The sequence below is a fragment of the Chryseobacterium indologenes genome (assembly GCA_016025055.1).
Lineage (GTDB): Bacteria > Bacteroidota > Bacteroidia > Flavobacteriales > Weeksellaceae > Chryseobacterium > Chryseobacterium indologenes.
This window is the reverse complement of the sequence record CP065590.1, coordinates 896445-911152: the sequence shown is the minus strand read 5'-3', so window position 1 is coordinate 911152 and position 14708 is coordinate 896445. Positions and strand designations below refer to the sequence as shown.

Genomic DNA, 14708 nt, shown 5'->3' with positions numbered 1-14708 from the left:
AGATTGTTTTGTTGGAGATAATGCAATGACACAAAGAATTTTTATGAGACTTGCGTCTTCCAACATTTTCAAAAAAAGACTGTTTCAGATGGAAACAGTCTTTTGTATATTACTTTTCAAGTTGCTTATAGCTTCTCTGGATAAAATCTGTCAGGTCTTTTCCTTTTAGTAGATTTTGGGATAACTTAGCAAGATCCAAAGCGTATTTGATTACATTTTGCTTCTCTTCGGTATTCTCCGTTTTTAAGATCTGTTGAGAAAGTTCACTGTTAGAATTCACAACAAGATTATACATTTCCGGGAAACCTCCCATTCCGAACATACCGCCTCCACCGGTTGCCTGCATCTCCTTCATTCTTCGCATAAACTCAGGCTGGGTAATCGTAAACGGAGCATCGCTGCTGTCAAGATCTTCAAGCTGAACCGTAAATTTAGAATCCTGAATAGCTTCCTCTACATTTTTCTTTAAAGATTCTTTTTCTGTTTCATTTAACTTTGAAATTACAGGTTCATCCTTTTTGATCAGATTATTGATATGATCAGCATCAACTCTTGCAAATGAAATATTTTCTTTCGAAGTTTCCAGTTTCTGGATCACATGTGGAGTGATAGGAGTATCCAGTAAAAGGACTTCATATCCTTTATCTTTTGCAGCCTGAATATAGCTGTGTTGTTCATCAGCATTAGTTGCGTAAAGAATTACCAATTTATTGTCTTTATCAGTTTGCAGCGGTTTGATTTTTTTCAGTCAGCTCATCCCAAAGGAAATATTTTCCGTCTGTTGTAGGGTATAAGGTGAATTTATCTGCTTTTTCTGCAAATTTATCTTCTGTAACGATTCCGTATTCAATGACTACTTTAATGTCATTCCATTTTTGCTCGTAATCTTCACGGTTTTCATTGATCAGAGAAGCCATTTTATCAGCTACTTTCTTCGTGATGTAAGAAGAAATTTTCTTTACAGCTCCGTCTGCCTGAAGATAAGAACGGGATACATTCAACGGAATATCCGGAGAATCAATCACTCCTCTCAGCAACATAAGGAAATCCGGAACAATACCTTTTACTTCGTCTGTTACAAATACCTGGTTTTGATATAATTGAATTTTATCCTTTTCAATATTTAAGTTGTTGCTTAATTTCGGGAAGAAAAGGACTCCGGTAAGGTTGAAAGGATAGTCAACATTCAGGTGAATATGGAATAAAGGCTCTTCAAACTGCATAGGATACAACTCGTGGTAGAACTTCATATAATCTTCATTATTCAGTTCACTTGGAGCAATAGTCCATGCCGGTGCAGGATTATTGATGATGTTGTCTATTTCCTCAGTCTCAGCTACAGCATCCTCAGGAGCATCTTCCGGTAATGGTAAAGTATGTGTTTTCGTTCCGAATTTAATAGGAACAGGCATGAATTTGTTATACTTTAATAACAACTCACGAATTTTTGTTTCCTCCAAAAACTCTACAGAATCTTCAGCAATGTGAAGAATAATTTCTGTACCTCTGTCTGTTTTATCTGTTGTTTCTTCCAAAGTGAATTCAGGACTTCCGTCACAGATCCATCGTACAGCAGGCTCGTCCTTATAAGACTTGGTAAGGATTTCCACCTTTTCTGCCACCATAAATGCAGAATAGAATCCTAATCCGAAGTGGCCGATAATTCCTGAATCTTTTGCAGAATCTTTATATTTTTCCAGAAACTCCTCAGCTCCGGAAAATGCCACCTGGTTGATATATTTTTCAACTTCTTCACCTGTCATCCCGATACCCTGGTCGATGATACGTAAAGTCTTTTGTTCCTTATCAATTTTAACCTCAAGCTTCGGATTTCCGTATTCGACTTTTGCTTCACCAATGCCTGTTAAATGTTTCAACTTTAACGTGGCGTCAGTTGCATTCGAGATTAATTCTCTTAAGAATATTTCATGGTCACTGTAAAGAAATTTTTTAATAAGTGGAAAAATGTTTTCCACGGATACATTAATATTTCCTTTAGTCATAATATTTTAGATTTTAATTTTCAAATCTTTCTCAAAAAAAATACCATGACACAGAAAGTGACAGAATGGCATTTTTTCACTGATCAAAATCCTGGAATTATGTGAATTTGTCAAAGAAATATCATACTTTTAATCCTTAAAAATTATTAAAAATGAAGTTGAAATGTACCGTTTTTATTCTGCTCATCATGACCTGCTTTATGTATGGACAGAAAAAACCTTTAGATCATTCTGTCTATGATAGCTGGCAGAATATCGGTTCGAGAAAAATAACAAATGATGGAAAGTGGATTGCCTATTCCGTAGATGTTCAGGAAGGAAATTCTAATCTTTTTTTATACTCAGTTAAAAATAAAACTTCCAGAAAGTTTGAAAGGGCAACAAAAGTAAATTTAACAGGTGATTCAAGATTTGCCGTTTTTCAGATCCGTCCTTTGTATAAAGATATAAAAGCGGTAAAAGATAAAAAGCTTAAAAAAAACAAACTCACAAAAGACAGCCTCGCCATAGTAGATTTTTTGAATGGTCAGACGGAGAAGATTCCCAATGTGAAAACATTTAAAATTCCTGAAAAATCCGGCTCCTACGTTGCGTATCTTCTGGAAAATACAAAAGATAAATCTTCAGATGACGCCTCAGATAAAGAAGATGGCGATGACAAACAAGATGATAAAAACGAGAAACCCCTTCAGCTGGTAGTACGAAATCTTTTGAATGGAAAAAATACAACGTATGATAATGTAATCCGCTACGAGTTCAGCAAAAATGGAAAGCAGCTTGCTTTTGTAACCAAGAAGCCGGACGAAAAAAAGGATAAAAAGCAAGGAAAGGAGTCAACAGAGGATAAATCTGATGATAAAAAAGAGACTGACAAATCAAAGCCGAAAAAATATGCGCTTCAGACGGTGCAGGTAATTGATCTGCAGAGGGGAACAGTCATGAAAGCTTCTGAAATGGAAGGCGATTTTTCACAATTGTCTTTTGATGAAGAAGGAAATCAGCTGGCATTTGTAGGAACTTCTTCTGCACAGAATGATTTGGTGAAGCTGTATCAATTGTATTATTTTAATTTTAAAGGAAATAAAAAAGAAATTGTTACCAATGACAATACACAAATGAAAAAAAATTGGGTGATTTCTGAAAACCGTTTGCCCTTATTCAGCAAAAACGGAAAACAGCTGTATTTTGGTGTAGCTCCGAAACCCATAGCAAAAGATACTGCCATGATTGCCAATGATCATGCTGTTGTAGATATCTGGAATTATAAAGATGACTACCTGCAAACGATACAATTAAAAGAATTGAAAAACGATCTGAAAAAATCATACGCAGCTGTAATGCAGACGGAAAAACCGGATTCTTTTAGAAATATTGACGGTGAGGATCTGGATACTTTACGATGGGTGAATGAAGGGAACGCTGAATTTGCCCTTGGTATCACAAGTTTAAACAACCGTATTCCTTCGCAATGGGAAGGTGCAACGAAGAAGACCTATTTTCTGATTAACAATAAAACCGGAGAACGAACGGAAGTTGTTAAAAACCTGAACGGATCAGTGGAGGTCTCTCCGCTAGGAAATTATGTGGTGATTTTTGACAAAGAAAAAGGGAAGTGGCTGAGCTATAACGTTAAAACAAAACAAACACTCCCGCTCAATGATGGATTATCTGTTTCCTTTGTTGATGAAGAGTTTGATATGCCGGATTTCCCAAGCTCTTATGGCATTGCCTCCTGGACCAATAATGATGAATCTGTCATTATCAGGGACCGGTATGATCTTTGGGAGTTTTTCCTGAAAGGTTCAAAGAAACCAAGAAATATAACGAACGGATTCGGGCGAAAAAATAAAATAACATTTGATACCTATGACCTGGATGAAGATATCAAAAGCTTAAACCGAAAGTCTTCTATTTATTTATCAGCATTCGACAATACATCCAAGGCGAATGGAATTTTTAAAACGTCGATTCAATCAAATGTTGATCCTGTAAAAATTCAAATGGAAAATGTGTGGGGATATAGAAATCTTCAGAAGGCAAAGAATGCAGAAGAATACATTCTGGTAAAGGAATCGTATACAGATTCTCCGAATATTTTTGTAACCTCGGATTTTTCAGAACAACAAAAACTGAGTAAGACAAATCCTCAGCAAAATCTTTATAATTGGGGAACAGATGAATTGGTGCACTGGACGACGCCAAAAGGAAATACTTCTACAGGAGTTTTGTATAAGCCTGAAGATTTCAATCCGAACAAAAAATATCCGATGATCGTTTATTTCTATGAAAAGCTTTCGGATAATCTGAACCGTTATGTAGCACCGGCTCCCACGCCTTCAAGATTAAATATTTCTTATTTTGTGAGCAACGGATATTTGGTTTTTACTCCTGATATTTCTTATACTGACGGTTTTCCGGGAGAATCTGCGATGGAATATATTAATTCAGGAGTTGAAAAGCTAAAGCAAAATTCGTGGGTAGATGGTACTAAAATAGGAATTCAGGGACAAAGCTGGGGTGGTTACCAGGTAGCATATCTTATCGCCCATACCAATATGTACGCAGCGGCCTGGAGTGGTGCTCCTGTAGTCAACATGACTTCTGCGTACGGAGGAATTCGATGGACTTCCGGAATGAACAGACAGTTTCAGTATGAAAAGTCTCAAAGCAGATTAGGTAAGAATTTGTGGGAAGCACCGGAACTTTATATTAAAAATTCACCGCTTTTTACCATTGATAAAGTGAAAACTCCCGTAGTTATTATGAGTAACGATCAGGATGGAGCTGTACCATGGTACCAGGGAATCGAGATGTTTACCGCATTGCGCCGTCTTGGAAAACCTGTATGGCTTCTGAATTACAACGGGGATGATCATAACCTTGTCAAACGTCAGAACAGGAAAGATATCCAAATCCGTGAGCAGCAGTTTTTTGACTATTATCTTAAAGGGGCTAAAGCTCCGGTCTGGATGACAAAAGGAGTTCCAGCTACCCAGAAAGGGAAAAACTGGGGATTTGAGTTAACAGATGAAAAACCTAATTGATAAAAGAATCGGCGGAGCCTTTGGCTCCGCCGATTCTTTTATCCCATTAAGTCTCAGATAAATGACTTTTCAAAAATAACATCCCATCAGAAAGTGACACAATGACATTTTGTAAATGATGCAGTAATTCGTCGCTTTTATTATATTTACCGCCAATTATAATAACAATATGGGAATCTTTGATTTTTTTAAGAAAAAGAATAGCGGACAGGAGAATAGCAGTATCCCGGTTCAACAGTTTGAAGCACCGAATGTAGAGGTAGCAGAACCAGAAACAGAGGTAGAGGAAATGACTGAAGAAATGGTAGAAACAATACCATCAATTTCTTTAGAACCTGTACAAGAGAAAAAAATAAATGAGGAGTTTGAAAAAATCAAAATTTATAATGAATACATTGTGCATGCTATCGCACTTCAGCTCAGAGGTGAATACACTCCGATTTCTGCCTTTGAGAAAGAAAATGGAGAGATAGAAGGCTTTGTATATGCAGTTACTGAAGATGCATATGCATTTTCTCCGGAACAGGCGATTGCAAAAATGGAGGAAAAATTTGAAAACGAACTTAATGAAGGGAAGATCAGGTCTTATATGATTTTATACCATTCTCAGTTTGAGGAAAATGGCCATCATACTCCGGCAATGAAACCGGGAGAATTTAAAGCCATTTCACTTTCATATCACTGTAAGGGTGAAGATAAGAAACAAGTTGGTCTGCCTTACGTTTTTGAAAATGAAAATATTACTTACAAAGGTTTTGCGGAGTTTTCCCATGAGGAAAATAATGAGATTATGAACACTCAGCTCGTTGATGGTAAAAATTATTTCCCGAATACAGAGGGAGTTCAGGCTCCTGAAACAACCAATGAAGCTGGAATTATCATTAGAAAATCCAATGTACACAATCTTTCGCATATCTGGGGCGGAATTTTTGGGCACGAAAATTTTCAGACCAAAGATTATTCAGGATATATGAGCCCTCTTACAATTCCTGATCCTTCAGGAGAACATAAGAACAAAGCGGAATTTAAGGATGTAAGGTTTAAAACAATTTTTGCTGATGAAGTGAGCACTATCATTCCTGAAGTAAAAACGGACTATACTTTAGATTTTGAAACAAGATCTATCAGAGAATGGGAGCATGCCCAGGATCTGCATGCCATTGTAGCCGGTCCGGCCAGAGATTCTTTTGGAGTATGGTTTTTTGCAACGGATTATGCGGAGAATAAAAACACCTATTTAACGCAGCCTCATTTGAAAGTTAATATCAGTGGAATTGTTTTTGTCCTTGAAATTAATCAAAATACCGAATTACCGGATGGAACTAAAATGACCGAGGACTTTACGACCTATGCTCCAAGTCAGGACCTGCCTAATTATGCATGCTTTGATTTTATTGGTCAACTGATCGATTTCAGAGAAACCGAATTGCTTGAAGACGGAAGTGTAAAAGGATATATTCTGAAACTGAAATTACTCACAAACGGAGAGAATGAAGATTTCTTTACTATTGATGCTTTTGTAAATAAAGAGAATATGAGATTTGAGACTTTAACCAAAGGAATGAAACTTATCGGAGCTTTACAATTGCAGGGTAAAATTGCAGCCTCATAACAGTATCATACTAAAAATAAAACGAGACGGTTCCAAAAGGATCGTCTCATTTTTATTCCTGAGTACATAATACAGCAACAAAAAAGACAATCCTGAGATTGCCTTTTTATTATTTTTTGAAAACCTATTTGTTTTTCAATTCTTCCTTAATTTTGTTTTCTAATTCCTCAGAAAGTTCAGGATTATCTTTTAAAACATCTTTTACGGCATCACGTCCCTGACCCAGTTTAGATTCTTCATAGCTGAACCATGAACCGCTTTTCTTTACAATTCCCATATCTACTGCGGTATCAAGAATTTCTCCTACTTTAGAAACCCCTTCTCCGTACATAATATCAAATTCAGCCATCTTGAATGGTGGAGCTACTTTGTTTTTCACAATTTTCACTTTTACACGACTTCCTATTGCTTCATCTCCATTTTTGATTGGAGCACTTGCTTTTCTGATATCAATTCTTACAGAAGCGTAGAATTTAAGAGCGTTACCTCCGGTAGTTGTTTCTGGGTTTCCGAACATTACACCGATTTTTTCTCTCAGCTGGTTGATGAAGATCACCGTACATTTCGTTCTTGAAATAGTTGCAGTAAGCTTTCTTAATGCCTGAGACATTAATCTTGCGTGAAGACCCATTTTAGAATCTCCCATTTCCCCTTCAATCTCTGCTTTTGGTGTAAGTGCTGCTACAGAGTCAATGACTACGATATCAATAGCTCCTGAACGGATCAGGTTATCGGCAATTTCCAAAGCCTGCTCTCCGTTATCCGGTTGAGAAATGATAAGGTTTTCCAAATCGATCCCTAATTTTGCAGCATATGTTCTGTCGAAAGCGTGCTCTGCATCAATGAATGCAGCAATACCACCTGCTTTCTGAGCTTCAGCAATCGCATGAAGTGTTAAAGTTGTTTTACCGGAAGATTCAGGACCATAGATTTCAATGATTCTCCCTTTCGGATATCCTCCTATACCTAATGCGATATCTAATCCTAAAGAACCCGAAGGAATTACTTCTACCGTATTGTCTATAGATTCATCACCTAAAGTCATTACCGTTCCCTTTCCGTATGTTTTATCTAACTTATCAAGCACCAATGCCAGTGCTTTTTTCTTATCATCAATGTTACTCATCTCTATTAATATAATTTCTCAAAAATACATAATTTAAAGATCAAATACTAATATTATTTGTCTTTGAAAGTTGTTTTTAGAGTTAAAAAATGATAAAATTTTACTAGTGATCTAATTCATAACGAAGCAGATGCGAAATGTGGTATTTAAAATTTATTGGAAATCGAAAAGGCACAAGTTTTTACTCTTATGATGTCCTTAAGGGCAAGGATTTTATCTGCGACAAATACTGAAATAAATTTATCTATAAGATCTCTGTTCTTATATGTCTAAATTTAAACCTTCATATATAAACAGAATTTGGCCAAAGAAGCATGAAAAATTTTTCACCCTTAGATTTTTACAATCAGAAAATTAGTGGAAATTTGAATTTTTTGTAATGTTCAGATAGTCCTCCAATACTTTCATCTGATCTTTATTTCCTCGTTTTATTCTGGCTTCCCGACTGACAAGGCTGTCATAAACTTTGTTGAAAAGTATTTTTGAATTGGGAAATAGTTTTCTATTGGGAACCTCGGGAATCTGTAGTCTTTTGCAAACATCATCATCCAGGAGAAACCAGGTACAGCAAATATGAAGATATCTCAGGTTTTTCCTCTGAAATTTATATTTTAAAATCGGATTTTCTAGCGATTCATCTAATAGAGAATGAGCGAGGAGAACGGAGTCTTTATCGGCAGGAGGCTGGACGGAAGTCCATAAATAAAAATATTCAGTAGCTTGTTTTTTATCATCAGGAAGCAGCAGCTCGGGAATTCCTAACAAATATCCCACATATTTCCATAGATGAAAAATTCCTTTTTCTTCATCCTTAGAGAACGTATTTCCCAATTTTTGTAAACTGTGAAGAAAAACCAGGCTAAATCCAATATACGTTGCCATCATATCCCAGGAATTGATAGGCTCTCCCCAATTTTCGGTATCCCATTCTTTATAATGTTTTTTGATAGAAAGTCTTGCATAGGAATGGATGAGACGGGTCTTAACAGCAAATTCATATCCTTTGGCATGAATTTCAAGTGCATTATAGCGGGTAACATTCACCCAGAAATCCAGTGTTTCCGAAAGTCGTTTTACAGCTCCTTTTTTTAATGCCTCTGTGACGATAAGGGGTTTATTCAGATAAGCATAATCGTAACCTCCTATCAGACAATAGTCTCTCAATGAAATAAGGGAATCAAGATTGCTTCGCATGCAGAGTTCAGCGCCGCTTTTTAATAATTTATAGTCAAGCCATTCGGGTAGACTTTGGGTTTGGGTGAATAATTTTTTTACACTTTCAGGAACGTTATCTGTCTCAGAAACGCCGTTTCGTATATAACCTTCCATTTCCCTGGAGGCTTCGGAGAATTTTTTTTGTGAAATAAATATCTTTTACCACCTGATCACCCATTTCATCAATGTGATAAAAGAAGGTAGCAAATTTTTCAAAGTCTTTAAAACTCACCTCTGCTCCGGAAAATAGGGTCAATTGTTTTCCGTTGCCTTTTTCCCAAAAGTCTTTGAAATGTACAGCATCTTTAAACCGCGGTTGTAATATTGTTCGTTCCATTGTATATAAAAATACAAGTTTTACACCGAAATGCACTGGTGAGATTTATCAGCATCACGAGGCATAAATAATTATAAATATCCGCACTCAAATGCTAATTTGATAAGCTCAGAACAATTTTTACAGTTTGATTTTTTTAAGATATTTTTTCTGTGGGTACGTACCGTTTCTTCAGAAATATTCAAAAGACTTGAAATTTCTCCTGCTACAAGACCTTTGGCGATATAGGTAATAATTTCCACTTCTCTTTTTGTAAACATTACCGGTTGGGGGTCTTGTTTTTTATTCTGTTTACTCCATTGCATCTGATGGAAATCTTCACGCCCGTTAATGCCGGAAACAATTACCGTGTAAGAATTTTGATGGGTAATATGTTCAATATTCGTATGAATATTAATTGCCTGCATTAGCTTGCCATTTTCATCCTTATATGTATGTAGTGCCTGATGATGAAAGAGCTCATAATTCCCTTTGGCAGTTCTCATCCTGAAACAATAACTGGTTTTAAGCTCCTGTTGGTAATCAAAGCCGTCAATTTCTTTCATTTTTTCTATGGACATTTTTTCTGCTTCCACCACAAACTCAAGATCCTCGGGATGTATGAGATCTATGATTTCTTTAAGATGGGCAGGGTATTTCTTAAATCCATGCAATGTTAAAATACTATCATGAGGACAAAATAAAGTGCTGTCGGCAAAGTTAATGACATAATAGTAAAACCTGCCGGGGGAAAAAACTTCCCCAATGATTTCCTGGATAGAAGGAATTGGCAAAATCCTGTTGTCATTTTGTAATATTTCAGGATAGTTGTTCCATACCTTGATGAGGGGATGAGGCTTTTTAGCGTGAGTCAGATATTTTTTATTCATGGTTGATGTTTTCATAAAATTACTCAAAATATGTTAAAAATCACCCTATTGCGGTATTTTATCTGATAGAAAACTGTTGTAGATTTATTCGGAATTGGTAACCAGAAACATTTAATGTTACATCGCTCTATGAAGGATATGTGCTTATAAAAAACTTTAATCTTAAAAATAAATAATCATGAAAACAAGATTACTAGTATTGTTTTTGTTTTGCTTGATAGGAATTACAAAAGCTCAGATATATTGTCAGGAAGCCACAATGTGGTGCTGGGCAGCTTGCATTCAAAGCGCACTTGGACAAGCCGGAGTCAGTCAAACTCAGTCTCAAATTGTTTCCCGTCTTACAGGATGGCCGCAGAACAGGCCTGCACGAAGTGAAGAGGTAATTGCTATACTGTCTTCTTATAATTTTAATGCCTGGAATGTTACCTATCCGGCGACTCCCCAACAATTGTATAATACTCTATTATCCGGATGGAAATTGATTGCATTTGTAAACCCAAGCGGCAATCCTACAGTAGGGCATTTTATTATGTTGCAGGGTATTTCACCAACTTCAGGAAGGGTGGTTATAAGTGATCCTTCCAGTTGTGGTACTTATGAACAGGATTTACAACAATTATATTATGCATGGAGGTGGGGAAGTTCAATTGTGGTAGGAACCCCGTTCTCCAAATAAATGAATATTTATAAAAAAACCTTCCCATCGGGAAGGTTTTATATTATTTATTACTGATTATTTACTAACTATAAAGAAGCAGCGTGTACAAGCATATCAACTAACTTGTTTGAATACCCCATTTCGTTATCATACCAGGAAACAAGTTTTACGAAGTTAGGAGAAAGCATGATACCAGCATCTTTATCGAAGATAGAAGTTCTCTTATCTCCAACGAAGTCCTGAGATACTACTGCATCTTCAGTATATCCTAGGATACCTTTCAATTCACCTTCAGATGCTTCTTTGATTGCAGCACAGATCTCATCATAAGAAGTCGCTTTTTCCAATCTTACTGTAAGGTCAACCACAGAAACGTCAACAGTCGGTACTCTGAAAGACATACCTGTTAATTTTCCGTTTAGTGAAGGGATTACTTTTCCTACCGCTTTCGCAGCACCTGTAGAAGAAGGGATGATATTGTTTAGGGCAGCTCTACCTCCTCTCCAGTCTTTTACTGAAGGACCGTCAACCGTCTTTTGAGTTGCTGTTGTAGCGTGTACCGTTGTCATTAAACCTTCTACGATTCCGAATTTGTCATGGATTACTTTAGCTAAAGGAGCTAAACAGTTGGTAGTACAAGAAGCGTTTGATAAAATTTTGATATCATCGGTAAGTTCCTTGTGGTTTACCCCCATTACAAACATTGGAGTATCATCTTTAGAAGGGGCAGAAAGGATTACTTTCTTTGCTCCCGCATTGATGTGAGCCTGAGCAGTATCTTTAGATAAGAAAAGACCTGTAGATTCTACGATATAGTCAGCACCGATCTCGTTCCATTTTAGGTTGTTAGGATCTCTTTCTGCAGTTACTCTGATTCTTTTTCCGTTAACGACAAGATCATTTCCTTCTACAGAAACTTCACCTGGGAAAATACCATGTACAGAGTCATATTTTAACATGTAAGCCATGTATTCTGCATTGATTAGGTCATTGATTCCTACAACTTCAATGTTGTCTCTTTCAGTCATTGCTCTGAAAACAAGACGTCCAATTCTACCAAAACCGTTGATACCTACTTTAATTGTTGACATAATACTTTGTTTTTATTAGATTTAAAAAATAATTTAGAGTGCTAAAATTTCTGAAATCAGCAAAAGATCTTTATTGATTTCATTATGTTTTTTAATGGCTTCTTCTATCGGTGTGTACGTCAAGTCATTGGAACGCATTCCTGCCATTACATTGGTTTGTCCTTCCATCAATCCCGTTACTGCACCGTAGCCCAGTCTGCTCGCCAGAACTCTGTCTGCACAGCTCGGAGAACCTCCTCTTTGCATATGCCCCAAAATGGCTACACGGATGTCATAATCAGGAAAGGTCTTTTTTGTTTTTTCCGCAAGTTCGTAAACGTTGGCTAATTTTTCACCTTCCGCTACCACTACAATACTTGAAGCTTTTCCTGTTTTTTCAGCATTTCTGAATTTGGCGAAAAGCTCATCAATGCTGTCTTTTTTCTCAGGAATCAGGATATCTAGTGCTCCTGCAGCCAATCCGCTGTTCAGTGCAATAAAGCCTGCATCACGGCCCATTACCTCTACAAAGAAAACTCTGTTGTGAGAAGTTGCGGTATCACGGATTTTATCAATTGCATCCATGGCAGTATTCAAAGCAGTGTCATACCCAATGGTATTATCTGTCCCAAAAATATCGTTGTCGATCGTTCCCGGAATTCCAATCACTCTGATTCCGAATTCTTCATTGAAAATTTTGGCACCGGTAAATGTACCGTCCCCACCAATACATACCAATCCGTCTATTCCAAGCTTTACACAGTTGTCGTAAGCTTTCTGACGTCCTTCTTTTGTTCTGAATTCAGCAGATCTGGCAGACTTTAGAATCGTTCCACCCTGGTTGATTATATTTTTTACGGAACGGGCTCCCATTTTAAGGAAATCGTTGTTGATAAGGCCATTGTAGCCTTCCCTTACTCCATAGCATTCGATATTATAGTAGTTGGCGGTTCTTACTACCGCTCTTAATGCAGCATTCATACCTGGGGAGTCTCCTCCTGAAGTAAGAACTGCAATCTTTTTTACAGCACTTTCTTTCATCTAGTAAAAAATTACGAACACAAATTTACAAAAACAAGTTCAGATTATAGCAGTAAGTTTCCAATTGTTTTGAATATAAACAATTAAAAGCTTCTGAAGTTTGTCGGTTTAAAAATATAGCGCGCAGTTTTGGTCTCCGGAGCGTTGATATTCAGATCGTACCAGGGCGATTTTTTTTTACTGAATGGGTTGGAAAGCAGATGGATAGACTGAGCCGGAGTGAAACCTTCTCCTAATAGAAATAATCTGTCGCCTTTTGGATTTTTACAAACGCCTGCAACAAATACCACATGGCCCGGGCTTCCAGGAGTAATCAGTATATCTCCGGTCTTTAAATCTTCATTTTTATCGATCGGTTTGGTCTCCTTATTTAATGAAATAGTCCCCGCATAAGTAAAGATGAGATCAAGATAATTCCTGAAATTTTCATAAGAATCATCAAAGCTCATCGTTTTTCTGAAGCTTACGGAATGTCCGTTAACAAAAGCTCTGGTTCCGTTTTTATAATCGTTCCAGCTGAGCAAATCTCCACTGGTAAAATGAAATTTGATTTCATCAGATTTTTTGATAGTATACAAATACTCGGCTCTCAGACGAATAACTGCATCAGCACATTGTTGTAAATCTTTATTTCCTGTGTCAATATCAAAAACCGCTTCGTGCAGATGTTGCGCAGAGATAGGCGTTCCGTCATATCGCAGAATCTGGCTTCCATAAGGTTTTAGTTTAAAATTTTCAATAAAATACCCAAAAGAATCCGGTTTCTCATTAACCCAATTATAATCAATGGGAGGATCAAACCTTTCCCTGATCGTATTTTTATCCTTATTGATCTGTACATGATTTTCGGAAACTAAATCCCTGGTTTGTAGCCGGCTTGTATTTGATGATAAGGTATCCTTGGTACAACTCAGAATAGATATGCCTGACACTACACTCACAATAATTTTTTTCATGGATGTGGATTTTGATGATAAAAGATAAAGATTTAATGCCATATATTGAGATAATTACAAGAGTTGTTTGTTTAAATTTTTTAATCACTGATAGAATATATAATGAATATTGTAAATAGAACTCAATGTAAATTCATAATTTGCTGTATCATACCGAGATAATAGCTGTATGTATGAAATTATTCACTCCTTTTAATCTGTAAACTATGACAAAATTTTTATACATTTTTTACTGATATTTTATATCAATTTTTTTTCTCAAAATAACACCGAACGGGTTATCCTGTAATTTATAAGTTATATAAAAAATAAGACGATGTGCTTTAACCGGGAGTTAATGATCCTTTTCCGGATGTTTTTCGTCACCAGGAATTAAAAGTTTTCCCCAATCATTCAACTGCCATAGAATCCCGACAAGTTGCTTTCCAAGTGGGGTAAGACTGTATTCAACCCGTGGAGGCAGTTCGTTAAATGACTGTTTTCCAAGAATACCGTCTTCTACCATTTCTGTAAGCTGTTGGTTGAGAACTCTGCGGTCCACCTTAGCGATCCCACGAAGAAATTCACTGGGACGCTTTTTTCCTTCGTTAATCTGCCAAACGATAGGAATTTTCCACTTTCCACTGATTGTATTCACCGCTATTTCTAACGGGCAAATTTTATTTTCCTCTGCTCTTCCCTTTGTTTCCATAAAATTGACTTTTTTATCCCTATGGGGTAAAAATATGCGGTATTGCCTGTTTCTAAAGGCTTTTAGAACTTTGTAAAAATAAT

The 14708-nt window shown here is 36.6% G+C and carries 9 protein-coding genes and 2 pseudogenes; 3 read left to right on the top strand and 8 right to left on the bottom strand.

All coding sequences use genetic code 11. From position 1 onward, the window contains the following. Window positions 1-109 precede the first annotated feature (109 nt). Window positions 110-2003 (bottom strand): annotated as a pseudogene (gene htpG, locus H3Z85_04140) (molecular chaperone HtpG). A gap of 152 nt (window positions 2004-2155) precedes the next feature. Between htpG and H3Z85_04135 the strand changes: the two are divergent. Together H3Z85_04135 and H3Z85_04130 are read left to right on the top strand one after the other, a co-directional pair. Further along, window positions 2156-5047 carry a S9 family peptidase gene (locus H3Z85_04135; protein ID QPQ52649.1) on the top strand — a complete coding sequence of 964 codons (2892 nt, stop codon included), beginning with the start codon at window positions 2156-2158 and terminating at the stop codon, window positions 5045-5047. A gap of 169 nt (window positions 5048-5216) precedes the next feature. Next, window positions 5217-6659: a hypothetical protein gene (locus H3Z85_04130; GenBank protein QPQ52648.1), complete on the top strand. Its 1443-nt coding sequence runs from the start codon at window positions 5217-5219 to the stop codon at window positions 6657-6659. Window positions 6660-6783: 124 nt separating this feature from the next. On the opposite strand, the gene recA is transcribed toward H3Z85_04130, so the two are convergent. From recA to H3Z85_04115, 3 genes and pseudogenes are all read right to left on the bottom strand, one after another. Then, window positions 6784-7785, bottom strand: a complete 1002-nt coding sequence (recA, locus tag H3Z85_04125; GenBank protein ID QPQ52647.1) for a recombinase RecA — start codon at window positions 7783-7785, stop codon at window positions 6784-6786. Between the two features lie 354 nt (window positions 7786-8139). Next, window positions 8140-9337, bottom strand: a pseudogene (locus H3Z85_04120) (DUF2236 domain-containing protein). A 71-nt stretch (window positions 9338-9408) separates the two neighbouring features. Beyond that, window positions 9409-10206, bottom strand: coding sequence for a helix-turn-helix transcriptional regulator (locus H3Z85_04115; protein ID QPQ52646.1), 798 nt, complete (start codon window positions 10204-10206; stop codon window positions 9409-9411). 178 nt (window positions 10207-10384) lie between these two features. Here H3Z85_04115 and H3Z85_04110 point away from each other — a divergent pair, with 178 nt between their 5' ends. Continuing rightward, the gene (locus H3Z85_04110; protein QPQ52645.1) at window positions 10385-10885 is read left to right on the top strand and encodes a hypothetical protein; all 501 of its coding nucleotides are present in this window, start codon (window positions 10385-10387) and stop codon (window positions 10883-10885) included. 68 nt (window positions 10886-10953) lie between these two features. Here the strand turns inward: H3Z85_04110 and gap are convergent, their stop codons facing one another. From gap to H3Z85_04090, 4 genes are all read right to left on the bottom strand, one after another. Continuing rightward, window positions 10954-11958, bottom strand: coding sequence for a type I glyceraldehyde-3-phosphate dehydrogenase (gene gap / locus H3Z85_04105; GenBank protein ID QPQ52644.1), 1005 nt, complete (start codon window positions 11956-11958; stop codon window positions 10954-10956). Window positions 11959-11991: 33 nt separating this feature from the next. Continuing rightward, on the bottom strand, window positions 11992-12978 hold the full coding sequence (pfkA, locus tag H3Z85_04100; GenBank protein ID QPQ52643.1) for a 6-phosphofructokinase: 987 nt from the start codon (window positions 12976-12978) through the stop codon (window positions 11992-11994). An 83-nt stretch (window positions 12979-13061) separates the two neighbouring features. Then, window positions 13062-13934 (bottom strand): DUF4846 domain-containing protein, encoded by an 873-nt coding sequence (locus tag H3Z85_04095; protein ID QPQ52642.1) that lies wholly within the window; start codon window positions 13932-13934, stop codon window positions 13062-13064. Window positions 13935-14268: 334 nt separating this feature from the next. Then, window positions 14269-14625 carry a helix-turn-helix transcriptional regulator gene (locus H3Z85_04090; protein QPQ52641.1) on the bottom strand — a complete coding sequence of 119 codons (357 nt, stop codon included), beginning with the start codon at window positions 14623-14625 and terminating at the stop codon, window positions 14269-14271. Between the last annotated feature and the right edge of the window lie 83 nt (window positions 14626-14708).

Bases quoted from the DNA above. Each gene is read 5' to 3' on its own strand.
- H3Z85_04135 (QPQ52649.1), top strand. From the start codon at position 2,156: ATGAAGTTGAAATGTACCGTTTTTATTCTGCTCATCATGACCTGCTTT.
- H3Z85_04130 (QPQ52648.1), top strand. From the start codon at position 5,217: ATGGGAATCTTTGATTTTTTTAAGAAAAAGAATAGCGGACAGGAGAAT.
- recA (QPQ52647.1), bottom strand. From the start codon at position 7,785: ATGAGTAACATTGATGATAAGAAAAAAGCACTGGCATTGGTGCTTGAT.
- H3Z85_04115 (QPQ52646.1), bottom strand. From the start codon at position 10,206: ATGAATAAAAAATATCTGACTCACGCTAAAAAGCCTCATCCCCTCATC.
- H3Z85_04110 (QPQ52645.1), top strand. From the start codon at position 10,385: ATGAAAACAAGATTACTAGTATTGTTTTTGTTTTGCTTGATAGGAATT.
- gap (QPQ52644.1), bottom strand. From the start codon at position 11,958: ATGTCAACAATTAAAGTAGGTATCAACGGTTTTGGTAGAATTGGACGT.
- pfkA (QPQ52643.1), bottom strand. From the start codon at position 12,978: ATGAAAGAAAGTGCTGTAAAAAAGATTGCAGTTCTTACTTCAGGAGGA.
- H3Z85_04095 (QPQ52642.1), bottom strand. From the start codon at position 13,934: ATGAAAAAAATTATTGTGAGTGTAGTGTCAGGCATATCTATTCTGAGT.
- H3Z85_04090 (QPQ52641.1), bottom strand. From the start codon at position 14,625: ATGGAAACAAAGGGAAGAGCAGAGGAAAATAAAATTTGCCCGTTAGAA.